The sequence below is a fragment of the Helicobacter sp. MIT 03-1616 genome (assembly GCF_000765685.2).
In the GTDB taxonomy this organism is placed as follows: domain Bacteria; phylum Campylobacterota; class Campylobacteria; order Campylobacterales; family Helicobacteraceae; genus Helicobacter_C; species Helicobacter_C typhlonius.
Genome location: NZ_JROY02000008.1, coordinates 31,739 through 53,102 on the forward strand (window position 1 = coordinate 31,739; position 21,364 = coordinate 53,102).

Genomic DNA, 21,364 nt, shown 5'->3' on the forward strand with positions numbered 1-21,364 from the left:
ATGGCTAAGACACAAGAGAGTAACCACTCTAGGCGTAAGTTTTTAAAAACTGCCGGGGTTGGTGGTGCTGTGGTTGCGATAGGCTCTCTTAGTTTGGCTGGCTGCTCTGGAGAGCACAAACAAAAAGAAGTCATCAAGGGCAAGAGCAAGAAGCAAGAGATTTTGTATCGTGGTGATACACAATATTGGCAAAGTTATTTTTCTGTTGCCAAATAACAACAAATAAGGAGCGAAAATGAGCGAGGCAAACAATAGACGCAATGCGCGCCGCTCGTTTCTCAAGCTCTCTGCATTGGCTTCTGTGGCTGGTGTGAGCAGTGCTTTGGGAAATGAGGGCGAGAGTGTCGTCAAAAAGGCAAGTGCGCAAGAACTAAAAGAAAGGTATCCAAAGTCTAAGAAAATCAAAACAATCTGCACCCATTGTTCTGTAGGTTGTGGCATTGTAGCCGAAGTTGTCGATGGTGTTTGGGTGCGACAAGAAGTGGCGCAAGACCACCCTATCTCTCAAGGCGGGCATTGCTGCAAAGGAGCAGATTTAATTGATAGGGCAAGAAGTGAAACAAGATTGCGCTATCCTCTTGCGAAAGAGGGAGGCAAATGGGTGCGCCATAAATATGATGATATGATGGACAAAATCGCCTCACAACTCAAGCAAATTAGAGAAGAAAGTGGACCTGATGCAGTAATGTTTTTAGGAAGTGCGAAATGCTCTAACGAGCAAAGTTACTATATCCGCAAGTTTGCAGCGTTTTTTGGGACAAACAATATAGACCATTGCGCTCGCGTTTGACACTCACCTACAGTCGCCGGTGTGGCGAATACATTTGGGTATGGTGGTATGACAAACCATTTGGGCGATATGATGTTCTCAAAATATATCCTTGTGATTGGTGCAAATCCAGCGGTAAATCACCCTGTGTCTATGGTGCATATTTTGCGTGCAAAAGAGCAAGGGGCGAAGCTTGTATGTATTGACCCACGATTCACAAAAACTGCAGCAAAATGTGATGAGTTTCATCGAATCCGTAGCGGGACAGATATTGCCTTTGCATATGGATTGCTCAACCACATCATCGCTAAAAAACTCTATGATGAGCAATATCTCAAAGAGAGGGTCGACGGCTATGAAATGGTTATGGAAGAAGCGAAAAAATTCCCACCTGAAGTGGCTGCTAATGTGTGCGGAATCCCAGCTGATGCAATTCGCCATATTGCTGAAGAAATGGCGGCAGCAAAACCTGCAAGTCTTATTTGGAATCAAGGGCTTACCCAACACACAGTTGGCACGAGCAACACACGCATTATGCCTATTTTGCAAATGTTCTTAGGCAATATTGGTAAGAATGGCGGAGGTGTCAATATTTTGCGCGGACACGATAATGTGCAAGGTGCGAGTGATATGAATAACCTCGCGGATTCTCTCCCGGGCTATTATGGGCTTGGCGAACCTGCGTGGAGACATTTCTGCAAGCATTGGAATGTTGATTTTGATTGGATGGTGGGCAGATTCAAAGACCAAGAGATGATGGGCAAGACAGGTTTTGCGCATTCAACTTGGAAATTTGGTGTTTTAGATGAAGAAAATGCCGCAAACAATGGTGGCACCAAACTTCGCGCACTTGTGGTGATTGGCTCGGGTATGACAACCGTTTCTTTGCTTGATTTGCAGAAAAAAGCAATGGATAAGCTTGATTTGGTTGTGTTTGTCGATCCTTATGTCAATGACTTGGCTATTTATAGCGATAGAAGCGATAATCTTTTTATGCTTCCAGCGGCGTCTCAAATGGAGACAAGCGGTTCTGTGGCAGCGACAAATCGTAGCTATCAATGGCGTTCTAAGGTAATGGAGCCACTTTTTGAATGCCGACCTGATGAGGAATTTCTCTTTGGCTTGGCAAAAAGACTAGGATTCTTAGAAGAATTCCAAAGACGTTTATTTGACATCGCAAAAGAAAAGGGCAGAGAGCAATTTATGTGGCCAGAAGATGCGACTACCGAGCTCACCCAAAGTATCCGCAGCATTGGCTTGCAGGGAATGAGTCCAGAGCGACTAAAGGCACACCAAGAAAATTGGCATAAATTTGATAAGGTAACGCTAGAAGGCACAGGGGAGTTTAAGGGCGATTATTATGGGTTGCCGTGGCCCTGCTGGAGCGACAAGCACCCGGGAACTCCTGTGATGTATAACGACACGATTCCAGTGATGCGCGGTGGTATGGGATTCCGTGTGAATTGGGGTGTTACAAATCCAGATGGACAAAGTATGCTCACAAATAGAAGCTTGCCAAATGCAAAATATAGTGGCGGACATGCACCTGTAACTGCAGCAAATGCAGAATCTTTAGGCATTAAGCTTACAGAATCTGAAAAGGCAGTGATTGAGGGCAGCACTTTTGCGCTTGGCATTGGAAATAATATCTTGGTGGAAAAAGCTCTAGAAGCGGGACTTTGCCCTTATGGAAATGGCAAGGCAAGGGCAAATGTGTGGAATTGGTATGACAAGATTCCATTGCATAGAGAGCCATTGCACTCCGTGCGAGGCGATTTGGTCGATAAATATCCCAATTTTCCTGACAAGCCAAATCATTTCCGTGCAAACATCAAATACCGCTCACGTCAAAAAGAATTGGGCGAGAACAAAAACTGGGTTGATGAATTTCCTGTCAATATGCTCACAGGACGACTTGTGGCGCATATGGGGACAGGTGCAGAGACACGAAGTGCGAAATATCTTGCTGAAGTTGAGGGCGAGATGTTTATGGAGATTCACCCTGATAAAGCCGCAGAGCTTAATATTAGAAATGGCGATATGGTGTGGGTGTATGGCACAATGGATACGAGGATTCTAGTCCCTGCGAAGCTCTCGTTGCGTGTGGATTATAATAGTATTTGGTTGCCACAAAACTTCTCGGGAATGGATCAAGGTGTATCAAGGCTTGATAAATACCCAGAAGGCACAAAGCCCTATGCGATTGGTGAATCCGCGTGTATGATTGCAAGTTATGGTTTTGACTACAACTCTGCTTGTCCGGAAACTAAATGTGGTTTGTGCCGCATTGAGAAAGCGTAGGGAGGTAAAAAATGAGTAATGCAATTCCTACTAATCTTGAAAATTTTTCAAGAATCAAGTTTTATTGCGATACAAATCGCTGTATTGAATGCCACGGTTGTGATGTCGCTTGTAAAGAAGCACATCATTTGCCTGTGGGTGTCAACCGCCGAAGAGTGATTATGTTAAACGAAGGCGTTGTTGGCAAAGAAACTGCCGTGTCTATTGCGTGTATGCACTGCGCCGATGCGCCTTGTGCGCAAGTGTGCCCTGTGGATTGCTTCTATATTCGTGCTGATGGCATTGTTTTGCACGATAAAAAAACCTGCATAGGCTGTGGCTACTGCCTCTATGCTTGTCCTTTTGGCGCACCACAATTCCCCAAAAATGGCGTATTTGGTTCAAGGGGCGCAATGGATAAATGCACTTTCTGCGCGGGTGGTCCCGAGGAAACAAATAGCGAGGAAGAATATCATCTCTATGGACAAAATAGAATCGCAGAAGGTAAAGTGCCAATGTGTGCGAGTATGTGTTCTACAAAAGCACTCTTAGCAGGAAGCAGCGAGGAAGTTTCAAATATCATCACGCATCGTGCGCAAACAAGGGGGGATAATATCCCTAATGCTGTGCCAAATGTGTGGAAGACGGCATACAACGACTAGGAGGATTCTATGAAATCAATATGTTTTAGAATCTTTGCCCTTTTGTTCTTTAGCTCTGCCCTTGCCTTTGGTGCGAATCCAAGTGTGCCACAAGAGGGAGGTAAGCAATATGCCGAAGTCATAAGTGGTAATAATGCGCTCATTGCCCCAAGCGATAGGGCAAATCCGCTCCTCTATGGCGGACCTGAAGTCGCAGCAATTAAGACATGGGGCATTGGCTCGCCCAACTCGAAGGGGCTTGGTGAAATCTTCACGCTCGTGCAAGGGCATTATTTCGCGCTTATTTTCTTGCTTGTTATTATTTTCGTGCCTATGGCGTTTTATGGGCATTATAAGATGATAGGGCAACGTCATTATTCGCATAAAAGCTTTTTGCTTGTTTTTAGCAAATACAATATCATCGTGCATTGGTGCGCGGCTGTGCCTTTTGTGATGATTTGTCTTAGTGGGCTAATGATGGTGTTTGGTGATAAGCTTGGTGGCGGTTGGCTCATACGCTTTGCACGTGATATTCACGGCTTAGCAACAATCTTTTTTGCTGTATTTGGCACATTAATGTTTTTGATGTGGGTAAAAGATTGTCTGCCTCGTGGATATGACATCAAGTGGATGATGATTATGGGCGGCTACCTTGATAAAGTCAATCGTGAGATTCCAGCACATAAGTTTAATGCCGGACAAAAAATGTGGTTTTGGGTGGCGACACTTGGTGGCGCAGCTATGGTTATCACAGGCGGGATTATGTTTTTCCAAGCAGCAGGCATTGATACCTTGCGTCTTATGGCTCTTATGCATAATTTTGTGGGCTTTTTAATCATCGCATTGCTGATTACACATATTTATATGGCTGTCTTTGCTATTGAGGGTGCTTTGGAATCAATCATTAATGGCAAAATGGGCGAAGAAGAAGTCTCAATGCTCCATAGTCTTTATTACAAAGAATTGCAAAGCCAAGGCAGACTAGATTCTATGCGTCTTTCGCATTAATTTTTGTATATGTGTTAGGGGAAGTATGGGCGATTTTATGCATAAAATGCGTATGGTAAAAGTGCATAAAGATGCCCAATCCTTTAGTGATACGCGAGATTTGGTTGTTGAAGAGCAACGCATAGCTTTCTACCTTAATGGCAACAAGCTCTTGTCAGTAATGAGCTTACCAAATGCTCAAGATGCGCATTTTGTGGGCTTTTTGATGGGTGAGGGTGTGTTAGATTGTGTTGATGATATTATCTCGCTTGAAGTAGCCAAAGACGGCTTAAGTGTGCATATGCGCGCTCATATACGAGAGGACAAGCTCTCTCATCTCCATAAGGAAAAAACACTTACCACCGGCTGTTGTGTGGGTGTGAGCGCAAATTTTGATGGCGAGATTACACAAAAATATATTTCCTCTCCTATGCGGATTAGCGCGCAAAGCGTATTTGCCCTACTTGATAGATTCAATAAAAAAACTGCACTTTTTAATCAAACAGGTTGCACACATAAGGCAATGCTTGTGTGTGAGCGCGAGTTTATCAGCGAGGATGTGGGGCGACATAATGCGATTGATAAGGTTATTGGTCAAGCGAGGCTAAGCAAAGTTGATATGAGTGAGGCAATTCTTATTGTCAGTGGGCGGCTTTCTATGGAAATGGTGATTAAGGCGGCAATGAGTGATATACCCATTGTGATTTCTCGCTCGGCTACCACGCATTTAGGGATTAAGTCCGCACAGACTTTGGGCGTTACGCTTGTGGGTTTTGCACGAGGCGATACCTTTAATATTTATACACACCCTTCACGCATTATTCATTAATTTTTAAGCCATATTTTTGATATAGTTGCATATGCAACATTTACAAAAGTGAGCTAGAATATCGCCCTCAATCCGTTTATCATTATTTAAGGAGTATGGTTTATGAAAAGAATTGTCCTTATGTTAGGATTTTTCTCTCTTTTAAATGCGCAAGGATATGAAAATTCTTTTAGTTTACAGGATTCTACATCTACTCAAGGCTTTACAACGCAGCAAAGAGGCGAAAATACTGAATCTGTGGGGAGAGTTTTTACACTAACAGATTTGCTTGAAGGAGCAAGAAAAAATTACAATCTTGAAGCCAAAGATTTAGCAATTTTACAGGCTCAAGCGTCAAAAAGAGCTGCTTATGGCGAATTTTTACCCACACTTGATGGAGCATATCAATACCAAGATACAGATAATCCAAGTATGCGCCTTAAAACATATACAGGAAGCATAAAGGGAAGCTGGGAAGTGTTTAGCGGGTTTAAGACTTATAATAAAGTGCGTGAAAAAGGCTCTCTTTATCGTGCAAGTATTGAAGATAGGGAAAGCACAAAAGACCAACTTTTTTTAAATGTGGTTGAGCAGTATTATGGTTATTTTACAAATCGCGCACAGCTCTTAAGCCTCGATCAAAAACGTATTCAGCTTCAAACAAATATTGAGCGCGTGGAGAGGCTTTTTCGCTCTGGGCTTACGACTATTGATGATGTAGAATCTTTGCGCGCGGAGCTGCTTGCTACCGAGCACGATATTGAAAACATCAATCTAGAGATTGAAAAAAATAAACTTATGCTCTCACTCCTTGCGAATACAGAGGTGCAGGAGCTTGAGCGCGCTACTATCAAAACACCGCTTTTCAAACTTGATGAAAATCGCCACGATTTGAATATGCTCAATTTCCAAGCCTTAAGTGCGCAGTTTCAAGCAAGACAAATCAATTATTTGCCTATTATAAGTATTAGCGATACTTATGTGATAAATAGCGATATTAAAAAGGCTGGGGCGATTACTCTTAAAGATACTTCTATGGGAGGCTTAGACGAAATGCTTCCATTTTTGTCTCGTCAATTTCCGCTCAATCAGAATCAAATTATGATTAATGCGAGTATTCACCTTGATGCACTCACAACTTATAGGCAATATGAGGCGGCAAGACTTGGATATTTAAAATCTCTTAAAGAGCTTGCTTATAAAAAAGAAGAGCAAAAAAAAGATGAGCGGACTTATCGCAAGAGCCTTGAAATCGCCGTGGCAAAAATCAAGGCTTCAGAAGCAGCTTTGCGCTCGGCAACGATTGCCTTTGAGAATGTGGCAAAAAAATATGATGCGCAGATTCTAAACTTTGTGGATTATCTGCAATCTTTAACAAAGAAATTTGAAGCAGAATCTACTTACAACCAAGCACTCAACAATTATGAAATGCAAAAGGCGTATTATATTTATTATAGTGGGCAAGATTTGCAAGAGCATATTCAATAGTTAAATAAGGGAGAAAAGATGAAAAAAATAATACTTGCAAGTATGCTTTTGTGGAGCTGTTTATGGGCGGAAGATGTATATGCGATTTTTAACGCGGAGGCGATTAAGGATTCAAATTTGAGTCTTGCTACGAGTGGGATTGTAACAAATATCTTTGTTGATGTAGATTCAGAAGTAAAAAGCGGGGATTTGCTCCTCACGCTTTTTAATCAAGATATAGAATCTCAAATGCGCTCCACAGAGCAGCAATATCTCTTTGCCAAAAAGCAATATGAGCGTTACAAACGCTCTGGTGGGGCAGTGGATAGAAATACGATTGATAGGTATCTATCGGAGTTTAAAAAGCTTGAGGCTGATTATAGTTACCAAAAGGCTATGTTGAGTAAGACGCAGCTGCGCGCACCATTTGATGGAATTATTGCTTCTAAGGACATAGAGTTAGGTGATGGTGTGAATGCAAACAACACGAATCTTTTTAGAATCATCAGCAAAGAAGTGAAACTCGTGCTAGAATTTGACTTTAAATACATTGATAAAGTAAAAGTAGGCGATACTTTTGAATTCCGCATTGATGGCAAAAAGGATAGTTTTACCACTAAGATTAGTAAAATTTATCCAACTGCTAGCACTTCTACGCGTAAAGTAAAGGCTGAAGCACCTGTAAAAGGCGTAATTGTAGGCACATTTGGTGATGGTTATATAAGGACAAAATAATGTATAAATTTGCCATTACTCGTCCAATTTCAACTTTAATGTTCGCCTTTGCAATCTTATTTTTTGGATTCTTAGGCGTATTTAAAATGCCAACTTCACTTTTTCCTGATATTGATTTTCCTGTGGCAGTAGTTATCACAGCTTATCCGGGTGCAAGTGCGGAGATTGTAGAGACAAAAGTAACAGATAAGATTGAAGAAGCTATTATGGGTATTGATGGGCTCAAAAAAGTAACTTCAAGTTCAGCACGTAATTCAAGTGTTGTAATTGTGCAATTTGAGCTTGAAAAGCCTCTAAGTGATGCAGTCAATGATGTGCGAGATAAAGTGGGCACGGTGCAGCTTGATTCTGGCGTGAAAAGTCCAGCAGTTTATAAATTTGATAGCTCTTCCGCTCCTATTATCTCTTTATTTCTCACAAGTGATAAAGTCCCTTCATCTGAAATGATGAGACACGCTAAAGATAATATAAAACCATTGTTGCAAAAAATCTCTGGTGTTGGTGGCGTTGAGATGAGAGGGCATAGAGAGCGACAGATTAGAATCTTTGTAAGCCCTAGTATGCTTAATAAATATGGTATAACTTATACAGATATTTCTAATAAAGTAGGGTTAGAGAATCTAGAAGTTGATGGCGGGAAACTCATTGGGACATTGAGTGAATGGGCTATAACAACCGATGCTCAAAGTGCTGATGTAAGTGATATAGGAAATATTCGTATTGCGGAGGGAATTAGATTAGCTGATATTGCTACGATTGAAGATGGCATTGAAGAAGATAAGACTTTTGCGTCCTTTAACAAAACGCCCGGTGTGATTTTTGAAGTGCAAAAAATCGCAGGCGCTAATGATATTTCCATTGCCGATGCGGTGATGAAGGTGCTGCCACAAATAGAATCTATAAGCCCAGAGTATGATATTAAAGTCTTTAAAGATACAACACAAAATGTGCGTGCAGCCATTTCTTCAGTGGAATTTGATGTGCTTCTTGGCGTATTTTTGGCTGTATCTGTGGTTTTTATCTTCTTACGAAGTGCGACTATTACGCTCGTATCAGCCATTAGTATTCCTATTTCTATTTTTGGGACTTTTGCATTAATGAATTTTTTTGGATTCTCTTTAAATATGCTTACTCTTCTTGCAGTAGCTCTTGCGATTGGGATTATCATTGATGATGCGATTGTGGTAATTGAGAATATCCATAAGAAACTTGAATACGGAATGCGTAAGCGTGAGGCGGCTTATGAGGGTGTGCGCGAAATCGGTTTTGCACTCATTGCTATTTCAGCAATGCTTTTATCAGTATTTATCCCTGTGGGAAGTATGAGCGGAATCGTGGGGAGATTCTTCCAAAGCTTTGGTATAACCGTGGCTGCTGCGATTGGTATCTCGTATATCGTTGTGATTACAATCATTCCAATGGTTTCGTCTATCGTTGTGAATCCTAAACACTCTAAATTCTATTATCGCACAGAGCCATTTTTCAAAAAGCTTGATACCTATTATATCAATACACTTGCTTTCGTGCTTCGCAATAGAATCAAAGTGATTATAGGCATTGTGGCGATATTTTTTCTCTCACTCACGCTTTTGGCAAAGCTTGGTATGGAGTTTATTATCCCAGATGATAAGAGTGAGTTTCAGGTGTTTATGGAGACTAAGCCGGGCACGAGTATGAGTGCAATGAAGGAAAAAACAAACGAGTTGCAAAACATTGTAATGGCACATAGTGATATTGACTTTACGACTTTGCAAATAGGCTATGACGCGCAAAAAACGATTTTTAAGGCACAGATTTATGCGAGGTTGAAGCCAAAAAAAGAGCGCGCAAATAAAGAATCACAATTTAAGATTATGGCTGATATAGGAGAACAGCTTAAAGCAAGTGAAGTGGGGAAAGAATTTGTGATTTCTACATCTGAAGTATCAGATTTTGGTGGAGGAGATAATTCTCCTTATCAAGTGGCAATTCTTGCACCCGATGGTGAGACACTGAAAAAAACAAAGGATAATCTCATCAATCTTTTAAAAACTGACCCAACATTGGCGGGCAAGGTTACTAATATCCACCTTAATACATCAGATGATTTGCCCGAATATCGTCTTAAAGTGCTTCGTGCTAATGCTGATAGATATGGAGTAAGTGCTCAAGATATTGGGAATGTAGTGCGAGGAGCATTTTCTGGTGAGGCGATTGTCGGGTATTATAAAGATAGGGGTAAGGAATACGACATTACTATCCGAGCACCTGATAATGATAGAATCTCGCTCAATGATATTAAAAAATTGCAGGTGAAAAATCGAAATGGTGATTTGATGTTTGTAGAGGGGCTTGTAGAAATAGAACATACCTCTGCCCCTTCAGTTATTTCTCGTTTTGATAGACAACGGAGCGTTACGGTATATGCGTATCCTGTAAAAAATTCTGGTATTTCTTTGGGTGATATGATGAGTGTAACAGCCCAAAAACAAAATGAATGGCTCGAGCCGGGTGCTACTTTTAGGCTACAAGGTGAAGCTGAAAATGCACAGGAGATGATGATAGCTTTTCTTATCGCAGTTTTAACAGCAATTGTGTTGATTTACCTTATCCTTGCCGCGCTTTATGAGAGTTTCTTGCAGCCTGTTGTCATTATGATGACTTTGCCTTTTAGTTTTGCTGGAGCATTTATCGCACTTTTTGTTGTGCAGCAGCCTTTTAGTATGTTTTCGCTTATGGGACTTATGATTCTAATGGGATTAGTAGGTAAGAATGCTACTTTGCTTATTGATGTAGCAAACGAAAAGCGCAAAGAAGGATATAGCACTGATGAGGCTCTTATTTTAGCTGGAGAATCGCGTTTGCGTCCTATTCTTATGACAACGATTGCTATGGTTTTTGGTATGATACCTCTAGCTATTTCTACAGGCTCTGGAGCGGGTATGAAATCGCCTATGGGAATTTGTATTATTGGCGGATTGCTGTTTTCAATGTTTTTGAGTTTGCTTATTGTGCCCGCAATTTATCGCACAATCGCGCCATTGGACGACTGGTTGCAAAAATTCTATAAACCTAAAGCAGAGGATAAATTCTAACGATTTTTTGAATCTAGCCAAAACGCGCTATAATTTTTCATTAAAATAAGGCAAAGAGATGAAAAAGATTATAGTGTGTTTGTGTGTATCCCGTGCGCTTTTATGGGCTGATGAGGTAATGGATATAATCGCGCAGGAATGTGTGAAGCGATACTATCCGCAGGTGGTAAGCATTAGCGATAATCAAGTTTTGCTTAAAAATGGCAACAGCTTTGTGTGGGATGATGGTAAGCGTAAAGATTATGATGAGATGATTTTATCCCCCGATATGAATGATGCTTTCACTTACCCCTACCCATTTAGCGGTAATGTTACCAATCGCAACGAGGATACATCACGCATACGACATTTAGGATTCTACAAAGCCATTTATGGCGAGAACGAGGAAGAAGTAAAAGAACATTTGGTGCAAGTGCCTTGGTTTAAAGAATATTTCAATGAAAGTTTCATAGTGGTAACAAGTGCAAATGGTGTAGATAAGGCTTTTGAGCGAGTCATACAAAGGTTAAGCAACATTCAACAGGCATATTATCAATTTTTGAGCGACCAAGATGCGTTTTATTGGCGCACGATTGCGGATTCTCCTAACTTAAGCCCTCACAGCTTTGGCATTGCACTTGATATAAATACGCAATTTTCTAAATATTGGCTATGGGATAAAAAAGAACGCAATGAATATCAGTATGAGAATCAAATCCCCCTAGAGATTGTCCGTGCGTTTGAGGAAGAGGGATTCATATGGGGTGGGCGGTGGTGGCATTATGATACGATGCACTTTGAATATCGTCCGGAGATTATTTGCTATGCTAAAAATCTACAACAACTCAATAAGTAGGGCAAGATTCTAAAATCAATAAGATTTCTTAACAATATTTTTAGCTTCCAAGGTATGTTCTCAAAGGCTAGATTCAGAATCTTACATATTTCGTGGTGCTAAAATCTTTACATAGAAAAATCCAAAACGCCCTTGACAAATACCAACTATCAGGCTTTATAATTACAGAATCTATAAGTAGAAACAGACAAATCGTAGAGATTTTTTAAAGACTTCAGCACAACTCGCAGGAGTGGCGACACTTGGGGCTTATACACCGCTTTTGGGGTAAAATGTGAAGCAAGATTCCAACTTGGCGTAGCTTTAGCGCAGGAATCTAATCAAGGAGAACAAATGCAAACACAATTTGAAAAGGGCTTAGAGCAGCTTCAAAAGATTGATGGAGAAGTGGGGCAGAAAGTTATAGATTCACTTAGTGCAATCGCGCTAGATTTAGGAAAAATTATCATTGAATTTGCCTTTGGCGATATTTATACGCGAGGTGAGCTCAATTTGCAAGAGTGCGAACTCATTACATTCTCTAGTTTGCTCACAGCAGGAGGCTGCGAAGCACAGCTTGCAGTGCATATTAATGCGGCTTTAAATATGGGGATTCCAGAAGAAAAGATTATTGAGAGTTTTATGCAGCGCATTCCTTACACAGGATTTCCAAAAATGCTTAAGCGATGTTTATTGCCAAAAGAGTTTTTGAGGCAAGAGATGAGATGTAGGCTTCAAATTTCTTTTGCTAGACATTAAGAGGCAAGAAGAAAGAGACTTAAAAGGCTTTGATAGAAAAATCTTAAACGCAAATCTACCTTAAGGCTTCACAGGTTACACGAAAAATAGAATTTTAGATTATCTAAAAAACTCCCTAACAAGCAGTTGCACAGAGAGGGCGAAGCATACACAGATGACAATCGGGCGGATAATCTTTGCTCCGTGCTTTATTGCAAGGCGCGCTCCCAAAGTCGCTCCAATGATTTGTCCCACACACATAATGCTGCCCAAAACCCATAGCACATTGCCTCCAAGCACAAAAAACAAAGTAGAGGCGATATTGATACTAAAAACTACCCAACGCGAATGTGCTAAAGCCTTGCTAAGCCCATATCCGCCAATACTCACAAGCAAGGCTAAGACAAAAGAGCCAATCCCAATGCCCAAAAGCCCTCCATATAAGCTCGCCCCTGCCATAGAAGCAAACAAAAAGATTTTATGAGGATTTTGCGCTCTATCCTCCTCGCTAATGTTTGGAGAAAGCAAAAAATATGCACCCACTGCTATCATCACAAAAGGCAAGATTTTGGAAAGCAAGGCGACTTCTACAAATTGCACCAAAATCGCGCCCAACGCTCCAAAGAGCATTGCGACTATCATCACTGCGCGGGATTCTTTCATATCAACTAAGCCTTGATGATAATAATGTGCTGCGCTGACGAATGAGCCTACACAGGCTTGAAGCTTATTTGTCGCTAAGGCTTGGAGGGGATTTAGTCCGCTTACAAGTAATAAGGGCATAGTTATCATTCCTGCTCCGCCAGAGAGTGAGCCTACAACCCCGCCTACAATAGAAGCAATAAAGAAGAGAGGATAAAAATACAGAGCTATGCCTTCAAATGTAGGGGTTGTAAATGTAGCCATTGTGAATAAATCTAAGCTCATATTTCTCCTTATTAAAGTATCGCTTTCTTATGTTGGCAAAAATCAAAATCTTTGCGCATTATATACTAAATTTTATTTGAAAAAAGGCATTTGCAAATCTTGAATATTTTCTTTCACCCCTTGACAAACACCAAGTGTCAGGCTTTATAATGTCAAATGTATTTTCTATACAAGGATAACAAATGAAAAAAATTTTACTTTTAAATGGTGGCAAAGTCTTTGGAAACTCTGGTGGGAGGCTTAGCCAAACTTTGCACGATGTCGCAAAGCAGACTTTAGAGAATCTTGGCTTTGAGATTTTGCAAACGCATATTGATAAGGGTTATGAGGAGCAAGTAGAGGTGCAAAAATGGCTTGTGTCTTTTGATTTTCCACTTGCATCTGCATATGCAAAGTTTGCATAATAGCGCAATCCAAAGCTAGGAGTAAAGAATTGCTTATAACCAGCAATGATTTCATAGCTTATGCCATCAAGGTTCATCTTTTCACCAGATTTTACTTGAGAGCCGCCATAGCCCACACCTACACCTACAAATGCGCCACTTTCTTCAGCAAAAGAAGCAGAACTCGCAAGAGCTAAAGCTACCGCAGAGCTTAGCACACATTTTTTGATTGTTTTCATTGAAACCACCTTTGTTGATAATTTTGCGTTAAACGCGATTTCAATTCTATCCCCCCCGATTTTTGCTTAAAAGCAAAAGGTTTGATAAGAAAAAATATATTTATGTAGAAAAATGTAGCAATATGGAGAGAATCTTAAGGCTGTGTTTGTTAAGTGCGTAGAAGCTACATTTCATATTCACTCGTAGGTTTGCCTTGCTTTGTGAGTGCATTGCGTGGCGTGCATTTTCTAGAGGGAAGAATTTGAAGTGTGTGGGTATCAAATGCTACGCGACATAAAATTCTTGTGTGAAATGATATTTTTGATACGCCTTTTTGAGGGTAGATTTACTTTTTTCTATACCATTGTGGTAGATTAGATTCTAAAGGTGTATTTTTAAACATCGCCTCTTGTTTTACATTGCTCTTTAGCTGCTCTCCCCATTGTTCAAGCGAAAAAGACATTGAAGTGTTTTCAAACATCTCACTCATATCCTCTACATTAGAAATATCCCACCCACTCAAATCGCAATTCAATGATTTTACATCTTTAAACATAGCCCTCATTGTTTTAACATTACTCACATTCCACTTTTGTATTTGGCAACCAGAATGACGATAATAGACATATTCAGAAAATAATCCTGCCATATCTGTAATAGCACTCGTATCAATATGATCAAGAGCTATTCGTATGGGTTGTCTAAACAATAAAATAAGCTCCTCTTTATCTTGTGGGTAATATATAATTCCTTTCTTGGGTATGCTTTCAAGCTTTGCTTGTTCTTTCTCTGTCAGCTTGTAAACCCAATTTGGCAAATGAGATTCTAAAGGTGTGCCCTTAAAAGTTTCTTCCGCAAGACAATCACAATTATATTCCATTTCAAGCATACGCGAGACTTTCCACATATTTAAGTCTTGATTAAAGGTAGAGGCATTTTTAAATATGTATGTCATATTTACAACATTTTCCACATTCCATTGGTTAAGAGGTTGATTAAAACTCTCTGCATTCCAAAACATTTCGCTCATATTTTTTACATTGCTGACATTCCACGCATTTAATGGTTGATTAAAACTTATTGCTCCTGTAAACATAAATTGCATATTTTTAACATTACTTACATTCCATTTATCCAAAGGTGCATTGAATGCGCTCGCATTCGCAAACATACCCTCCATACTTTCTACCTTAGAGGTATCCCATTCATTAAGTCCATCAAACTCCCAAGTTACTCCTGCAAACATATATGACATATCGGTAACATTGCTGACATCAAAATGTGAAAAATCACTAGGCTGGAAACTTGGTGCATTTTTATCTCGCATACACCCCCAAAAGGAGAAGAAATCACCATAATAAAGCTCACACTCTAAGACATACAAAAAGCTCATATTTGTAATGTTGCTTGTGTCAATATTTTTAAAATCAATATTTTCAGAGGTGAGAAGGTAATAGAGCTCATATTTATCCTTTGGGTGAAAGATACCCTTGTTGTCAATAGCTATATACATTACTTCGGATTCTTCAGATTCTGCGGATTTATTTTGTCCTCCATAAATACCATCATAATATACAGACTTAAAAATATCATCTGACAACAAAAGACCATTTATTTCAAAATCTTCAGTAACTTCAATATAGCCGTGATTATAAAGCCACCAATGAGCTAGTTTCTTTTCACCATCATAAAGTATTCTTGCTATGGCTGTGCGTTTGCTTTGTGAATCATAAAAAATAAAATAATCCCCTATAACTTTTGCAAAATCAACGCTGAACTCTAGCCCATTGGGTATAGAATAAAATTGGCAACAAGTTTCTTCTGGGTCTATCTCCCCAAACATTAAAATAGCTTTTTCATTCTTTCCTATGAGTGTTACACCAAAAGATTTATCTAAAGTATTTTCTTTTAGGATAAAATAGGGTGTAGCATATATGATTTCATTATCTTTTTGATTGACGGGTATCATCATCTCAGTGGGTTTATCAGGAAGTTCAAATAATGAATGTCCTTGAGAATCTTTTAACTCTAATAGTGGAAAGTCATAAGTGTAATTATCGGGGTCGTATGGGTGCTTGAAATGAGGTTTATCTTGTTGGTTAAACTTAAAATCTTTGGCTTCCAAGCCTTCAGGAAGTGGCACTTCTGGGATTATAGGAGGTAATATATAAGTCTCATTTGGATTTTGAGATACACCAGTAGAAATAGAATCGGCATTATTGAGTGTGGCAATATTGTTTTGAGTATCTTGGAGCAATACACTTTCTACACTTTCAGAAACAAGAGATTTAGAATCTCTTAATGCCTTTATTCCAAATGCAACTGCCCCCACACAAGCTAAAAACACAAATCCAAAGATAATTTGTTTTTTCATTTTCTCTCCTTGATTATTTTCTTAAATTTACTTTATAACTTAACGAAAATATTAAGAGGAATTAGGCTTTAATACATAAGCAATAAAAGTAGGGGGGGGGATTAGTAGATTCACTCTGTGAAATCTTATGTGTGTAAGAATCTTTAATTATATTACAAGCCTTTCTTGCCATTGCTACTCCCCCGAAGTTTTAAAATGTTGCATTATAAAATAATTTTGCTTAAACATCTTAATCTGCATATTTTAAGGCTTCTTGATAAGATACCTTATCGTGGCTCCTAGCTGCTCTACTCCTAACACTTCATAGCCGTGATTTTTCGCATCAATGGGGATATTATTAATGCTTTGTGGGCAATCACTTAGCACTTCCAAAATCTCGCCACTTTTAAGCTCGGGCAAAACCTCCAGAGTTCTTACCGCAGGATAAGGGCAAGGCTCGCCTTGCAAGTCTAATCTAAAATTTGGGATAATTTCTTGTTGCATATTCTCCTCCTTTATGCGCGTTCAAATCGTTTATTTTTGGCAAAATATCGCCGCTCAAGAAACAGCACAAAGGCAAGGAATGCAAAAAGCAGCACATAGCTTACCACCAAGCCACCATAATTACCAAAGGATTCTAAAAGATTAATTTTAGGGAAGCTTGTCGCAAGCGGCACAGAATAATAATCCCAAGTCGCTGCCAAAAGCGTAGAACCAATGACATTACCAACACCTACAATCCAATAATGCACCTGCCCCTCAACCGCGCGATACATCCAGCCACATTCACACCCTCCTGCAATGACAATACCAAAGCCAAAGAGCAATCCGCCAATCACTGCATTTGGCGCAGCCCACATAATTTTAGGCGGAAGCCCAAGCATAATGTAACTAAAAACGCCAATAGTTGAAACCATCATTCCCACAATCACCGCTCTTGCCATATATCCACGCCCTGTGATAAATAAATCCCTAAAGGCAGAAGTAAAGCAAATCTGCGCACGTGAGATGATAAAGCCAAATCCCACACCAAATACAACTGCAAGTGCTAAAATAGGAATCTTTTTGCCCTCTGGAATATTGCCATACGCCATTAGATACGCTACCCAAACGCCAATTCCAACTAATACCAAAACACCAAGTGCAAAAAGGAGTTTTGCCCTACTCTGATTTTCTTTGCTATTTCCAATGTCTTTTTGTGAGCTGACTTTCTCTAGCTTTGTATGAGAGCGAAAAAGTGGGAGTAAAACAACCTTTGTGCCTAGCCACACACCAACAAGCGTCATAATCGTAAAAAACCACGCGTGCAAGCTAAATTGTGGAATCCCCGTAAAGAAACTCGCCAAATTACAACCCATACCAATCCTCGCACCAAATCCTGCGATAATCCCACCAATAAGGGCTTGAGCGATTCTAATATTGCTTTGAGGCAAACGAAACTTGACATTATTTGCCATTGCGGCAGCGGCAAATGCCCCTGCAAACATTCCAATAATCATCACGCCATCTACCCTATCTAGCGGTGTTCCTTGCAAACCTAGAATCTTAAAATAACCCCAAGTGCTTGTATCCACACCCAAAAGATTCATAATATGTCCGCCCCAACGCGTAAATTCACCTGTAACAGCCCAATAAGTCCCAGTCAAACCAAAATAATAAGCAGCCATTACGCCAAGTGCGATAATCGCGGGCATAGGCGACCAAAATTTGACTAGGAATCTTTGCTTGAAATCCTCAAACATAACATTCCCCAAAATAGCAAAATAAAATTAGAGTGCGTAAGAAAAAGAAGTATGATGCGTCTCTAATGTAATGCTTTACACGAAAGCCTTTCTAAGATAGATTTAAGATTGTATATTACAGCGACTTAATAGAATCTTAACCTTATGGTAGAATATTTTTTGCTTGTATTCCTTAAAAATAAGGAGCACCAAAGGCGTTATAACCTCTAGCTTTTGACATATACAAGGAGTGTATAGCTATGGAAAGGAATTCATCAAAAATAAAAATTTTTTTAATATTTGTCCTGCTACTTTTAGTGGCTCTTGGTGGTGTATATTATTATATAGCAGCAGATTCTGATATTTTGCTTGAGGATATTAGTGAAAAAATAGAAAAATCTGAACTTGATTCTAAAGACACGCAAATTCAACGTTTAAAAGCCCAAACCAAAGCATTAAAAAAAGAGCAAGAGAGCACTCCTGTGAAACTCCGCTATTCTATCAAACCAAAAGATAAAATCGTGGCACGTTGTGTCAATATGAAAATAGGACGTTGGGGTATGCCAAAAAACTGCACTGAAGAGCTTACAAGTGGTATTGTAGCAATGGCAAGGGCAGATAATAAAATTGTGGCTTTTGAGATTTCAGGCGTGGTAGATAATCTCCCTTATGCAGGGCTAAGCCCAGAGCTTAAACAAGAAGGATTAGCGAGTTTTCGCGCAAGAGAGGCTATTTATATAGTGAGCAAAAGAATGCCAAATGTCGCAGCATTTGAGGGCTTAAGTCAGCAAAAAGCAAATCAAAGGGGATTTGTTGTCCGCGCATACTATGTGGAATAGACTCTAAAATGAAATCTCATAATGCCCCTATTACAAAAGTTGGCGTTATCTTGCGCCCTTCAAGCCCGGAGCTAAAAACGACTTTTTTGCAAATAAAAGAAGAGCTTAATAATGCTGGCATTGAAGTGATATTAGAAAGCATTAGTGGGGGTATGATTGAACTCTTAGGAAGAGATTTTCATCAGCTTGCTACACAATGTGATGCACTTTTTAGCCTTGGTGGCGATGGGACACTTATTTCTATGCTTCGCTGCGCATTTGAATATGAACTACCTTGTATGGGGATTAATACAGGGCGATTAGGCTTTCTTACGGCACTTATGCCTCAAAATCTACATACCTTTACTTCTCATCTTAAAAGTGGGGATTACACTCTGCAAAAACATCTCGTGCTTCAAGCGCGTATATATTCCACCTTAAATACCGCATACGAAGACAATTTAGACAATAAAAACCAAACTCCTGCTCAAACGCTTATTGCCATCAATGAATTTCTTATCTCCAAACACGAATTAAGCGGTATGGTGCATATTGATGCAAGTATTGATAGAAAATATTTTAATACTTATAGATGTGATGGGCTTATCATCGGCACGCCTGCTGGCTCTACTGCGTATAATATTAGTGCAGGTGGTTCAGTTATTTATCCTTATTGTCGCAACATTTTGCTTACCCCCATTGCACCACATTTTCACAGAGTGTAAGGACTTTTGTTTTTAGAGATTCTAATTTCTCTTTTGGTGCTTCTATTGTAGCATTAAGCGCATCATAAATTTGCTTATTGAGTTTTTCTTGAGGTGTCATATTCTTTCCTTCTTTGATTTTTTAAGCCATAATTTTATAATAAAACTTAAAAATCACTCTTAAAAAAGCAAATTACACAAACATTTTTTATACAAAGTAACGCTTCCAACAAGGGTGTTTGGCTAAAATGCCTTTTTGTAGTGTAAATGATAGCTTGGTGTGCCATCTATGGCGGTATGAAGTGAGAGACTAAGATGCTTTGGTTGATATTTTGAAGCAAGGAGATACGAAGTGCCAAAGCCAAAAATTGCTCCGGAAATAACTTGCGCAGTGGTGTGCCTCTCCGCGTAGATTCTGCTTATTCCCACAGAAGTCGCTACTGCTGCAAGTGGTAATCCCCATTTCCAACCATATCGTTTTTGAGCAAATCCCACGCTTGAGAATACAAATGAAGTATGCCCGGAGGGGAAGCCATCAAAGCTCCCATTGTTCGGGCGTTGGGAGATTCTAGCGTTTGCTTCATTCGAGCGTGAGGCGATGACAAATCCTTGTTTGATAAGATGTGTGCCGATGAGTGTCGCTCCAGCACCGATAGCCTGTTGCTTCACGCCTTGAATATCATCAATACTATAGCTATATGCCATCATTGCAAAGGGCAAAATCAACATTACATCGCCATAGATTTTAAACCCGCTTTTTTCGTAAGAAAAGCCCTGTGTGAGGAGCATTATCCATAGTAGTATGATACTACAAAATTTCATTATATTCCTTTTTGTGTGTTTATGAGCGCTATTATAAAATAATTTTTACAAACTTTTGCGTAGTGTTTGTTGATTTTTTGGGTATATACGGAATATTTTTTGCTTTATCTCTTACAAAATTTACTCGAGGAGTATGACTATGCTAGATGCTATGCAGAACACCATTTTAAACAAAACAGATTCCACAAATAAACGCGCCAACTCACCATCAGCCGAAGTAAGCAAGCTTGAGAGCAAGTTTGAAGATATGTTTGCCAAAGCCGCACAGGCTAAGACTGCAAAAAATACAGAATCCGCGCAAAAAGCCCAAAATAAGGCGAAGTTAGCCGAGCAAGATTCTAAAATACCGACTAAAAATGCTAAAGCCACGCAAGGTAAAAATATATCAAGTATGCCAAATACACAATCTCAACTCGCTATAGGTAAAGAAGCGAATGCAAAATCTGCTCCGCTTACATCATTTGATTTTGCGGACAATGACGGGCAGGATTCTAAAATAGCCTTGCAAGAAAAGATTAAAAATGCAAAAGAATCAAAACCAGCAGAGGTAAATCCTTTGATTGAAGCATTGAGCGCGGCAAATAAAGAATCTCAAAAAACGCTTAAGGCAGATTCACAACCCGGTGCAGAACACGATAAAAATATACAAAATCTTGTTAAACCTGCCATTGATAAAACAATAACGGGGCAAAATGAACAAAAACTAGCAGAGCAAAAGTCTCCAGCAGAGCGTCTTACAACTATGCCAATGCCTCAAAAGGTGAATGATGAAAAGACTTTGGCAGATATAGAGAGATTAGCCCAAGTAAAGGGACTTAATCCTAGCAATATTATATTAAGTAAAGAGGAGGAAAAGCCAGCCACGCCAAAGGTGAAGACTATTCCCGCATCGGCAAAAGAAAGTATAGCGTATGAGTATGAAAATAATGTCGATAGAATCGCCATTGTGAAGCGAGGCACGAACAAGCCTAAAAATATCACGAGCAAAATCTCAAATGAGTATGCGAGTAAAAAGCCAGAGACAGAAAATATCGCTGATTTATCCTTTATAAAGGACAGACCCCAGATCAGCTGATGTAGAGATAGTTGAGAAGCGCAGCACAA

General features: G+C 39.7%; 21 protein-coding genes and 1 pseudogene. 15 read left to right on the forward strand and 7 right to left on the reverse strand.

The features are described 5' to 3' along the window. The 11 genes and pseudogenes from LS67_RS06570 to LS67_RS06625 all read left to right on the forward strand — a co-directional run bounded on the left by LS67_RS06570 (window position 1) and on the right by LS67_RS06625 (window position 12,334). Entirely contained in the window at window positions 1-216 is a 216-nt protein-coding gene (locus tag LS67_RS06570) for a twin-arginine translocation signal domain-containing protein (RefSeq protein ID WP_034326444.1), read from the forward strand. A gap of 19 nt (window positions 217-235) precedes the next feature. After that, window positions 236-3,070 carry a molybdopterin-dependent oxidoreductase gene (locus tag LS67_RS06580; protein ID WP_081953912.1) on the forward strand — a complete coding sequence of 945 codons (2,835 nt, stop codon included), beginning with the start codon at window positions 236-238 and terminating at the stop codon, window positions 3,068-3,070. Between the two features lie 11 nt (window positions 3,071-3,081). Beyond that, the gene (gene fdh3B, locus LS67_RS06585; protein ID WP_034326437.1) at window positions 3,082-3,711 is read left to right on the forward strand and encodes a formate dehydrogenase FDH3 subunit beta; all 630 of its coding nucleotides are present in this window, start codon (window positions 3,082-3,084) and stop codon (window positions 3,709-3,711) included. Between the two features lie 9 nt (window positions 3,712-3,720). After that, entirely contained in the window at window positions 3,721-4,698 is a 978-nt protein-coding gene (locus LS67_RS06590) for a formate dehydrogenase subunit gamma (protein WP_034326435.1), read from the forward strand. A gap of 25 nt (window positions 4,699-4,723) precedes the next feature. Beyond that, on the forward strand, window positions 4,724-5,506 hold the full coding sequence (gene fdhD / locus LS67_RS06595; RefSeq protein WP_034326433.1) for a formate dehydrogenase accessory sulfurtransferase FdhD: 783 nt from the start codon (window positions 4,724-4,726) through the stop codon (window positions 5,504-5,506). A 102-nt stretch (window positions 5,507-5,608) separates the two neighbouring features. Next, complete coding sequence (locus LS67_RS06600; protein WP_034326430.1) at window positions 5,609-6,973, forward strand: TolC family protein; 1,365 nt, start codon at window positions 5,609-5,611, stop codon at window positions 6,971-6,973. Window positions 6,974-6,991: 18 nt separating this feature from the next. After that, on the forward strand, window positions 6,992-7,687 hold the full coding sequence (locus LS67_RS06605; RefSeq protein ID WP_034326428.1) for an efflux RND transporter periplasmic adaptor subunit: 696 nt from the start codon (window positions 6,992-6,994) through the stop codon (window positions 7,685-7,687). Beyond that, window positions 7,687-10,761 (forward strand): efflux RND transporter permease subunit, encoded by a 3,075-nt coding sequence (locus tag LS67_RS06610; protein ID WP_138109648.1) that lies wholly within the window; start codon window positions 7,687-7,689, stop codon window positions 10,759-10,761. Before LS67_RS06605 ends, LS67_RS06610 begins: the two co-directional genes overlap by 1 nt. A 58-nt stretch (window positions 10,762-10,819) precedes the next feature. Then, window positions 10,820-11,596 (forward strand): M15 family metallopeptidase, encoded by a 777-nt coding sequence (locus LS67_RS06615; RefSeq protein WP_173644080.1) that lies wholly within the window; start codon window positions 10,820-10,822, stop codon window positions 11,594-11,596. Window positions 11,597-11,789: 193 nt separating this feature from the next. After that, a pseudogene (locus LS67_RS10260) lies at window positions 11,790-11,867 on the forward strand (twin-arginine translocation signal domain-containing protein); the annotation flags it as partial. A 62-nt stretch (window positions 11,868-11,929) separates the two neighbouring features. Next, entirely contained in the window at window positions 11,930-12,334 is a 405-nt protein-coding gene (locus tag LS67_RS06625; protein ID WP_081951502.1) for a carboxymuconolactone decarboxylase family protein, read from the forward strand. Between the two features lie 99 nt (window positions 12,335-12,433). On the opposite strand, the gene LS67_RS06630 is transcribed toward LS67_RS06625, so the two are convergent. After that, window positions 12,434-13,240 carry a TSUP family transporter gene (locus LS67_RS06630; protein ID WP_236096365.1) on the reverse strand — a complete coding sequence of 269 codons (807 nt, stop codon included), beginning with the start codon at window positions 13,238-13,240 and terminating at the stop codon, window positions 12,434-12,436. Between the two features lie 182 nt (window positions 13,241-13,422). Between LS67_RS06630 and LS67_RS06635 the strand changes: the two genes are divergently transcribed. Beyond that, complete coding sequence (locus LS67_RS06635; RefSeq protein WP_201274027.1) at window positions 13,423-13,644, forward strand: hypothetical protein; 222 nt, start codon at window positions 13,423-13,425, stop codon at window positions 13,642-13,644. Here the strand turns inward: LS67_RS06635 and LS67_RS06640 are convergent. From LS67_RS06640 to yedE, 4 genes are all read right to left on the reverse strand, one after another. Next, complete coding sequence (locus tag LS67_RS06640; protein WP_138109650.1) at window positions 13,563-13,862, reverse strand: outer membrane beta-barrel protein; 300 nt, start codon at window positions 13,860-13,862, stop codon at window positions 13,563-13,565. The two genes, LS67_RS06635 and LS67_RS06640, sit on opposite strands and share 82 nt — an antisense overlap. A 326-nt stretch (window positions 13,863-14,188) precedes the next feature. After that, window positions 14,189-16,216, reverse strand: a complete 2,028-nt coding sequence (locus LS67_RS06645) for a BspA family leucine-rich repeat surface protein (RefSeq protein ID WP_034326305.1) — start codon at window positions 16,214-16,216, stop codon at window positions 14,189-14,191. A gap of 243 nt (window positions 16,217-16,459) precedes the next feature. Next, the gene (yedF, locus tag LS67_RS06650) at window positions 16,460-16,699 is read right to left on the reverse strand and encodes a sulfurtransferase-like selenium metabolism protein YedF (RefSeq protein WP_011116139.1); all 240 of its coding nucleotides are present in this window, start codon (window positions 16,697-16,699) and stop codon (window positions 16,460-16,462) included. Between the two features lie 11 nt (window positions 16,700-16,710). After that, window positions 16,711-17,937: a selenium metabolism membrane protein YedE/FdhT gene (gene yedE / locus LS67_RS06655; protein ID WP_034326303.1), complete on the reverse strand. Its 1,227-nt coding sequence runs from the start codon at window positions 17,935-17,937 to the stop codon at window positions 16,711-16,713. A 239-nt stretch (window positions 17,938-18,176) separates the two neighbouring features. Here yedE and LS67_RS06660 point away from each other — a divergent pair, with 239 nt between their 5' ends. Next, the gene (locus LS67_RS06660; RefSeq protein ID WP_034326301.1) at window positions 18,177-18,755 is read left to right on the forward strand and encodes a hypothetical protein; all 579 of its coding nucleotides are present in this window, start codon (window positions 18,177-18,179) and stop codon (window positions 18,753-18,755) included. Window positions 18,756-18,763: 8 nt separating this feature from the next. Then, entirely contained in the window at window positions 18,764-19,459 is a 696-nt protein-coding gene (locus LS67_RS06665) for an NAD(+)/NADH kinase (RefSeq protein WP_236096366.1), read from the forward strand. Here LS67_RS06665 and LS67_RS10135 read toward each other — a convergent pair. Further along, window positions 19,425-19,559, reverse strand: coding sequence for a hypothetical protein (locus tag LS67_RS10135; protein ID WP_268902970.1), 135 nt, complete (start codon window positions 19,557-19,559; stop codon window positions 19,425-19,427). The genes LS67_RS06665 and LS67_RS10135 overlap by 35 nt on opposite strands. A gap of 122 nt (window positions 19,560-19,681) precedes the next feature. Further along, window positions 19,682-20,260 carry a phosphatase PAP2 family protein gene (locus tag LS67_RS06670; RefSeq protein ID WP_034326298.1) on the reverse strand — a complete coding sequence of 193 codons (579 nt, stop codon included), beginning with the start codon at window positions 20,258-20,260 and terminating at the stop codon, window positions 19,682-19,684. A 133-nt stretch (window positions 20,261-20,393) separates the two neighbouring features. On the opposite strand from LS67_RS06670, the gene LS67_RS06675 reads away from it, so the two are divergent. Beyond that, window positions 20,394-21,335 (forward strand): hypothetical protein, encoded by a 942-nt coding sequence (locus LS67_RS06675; RefSeq protein WP_231944739.1) that lies wholly within the window; start codon window positions 20,394-20,396, stop codon window positions 21,333-21,335. Window positions 21,336-21,364 lie beyond the last annotated feature (29 nt).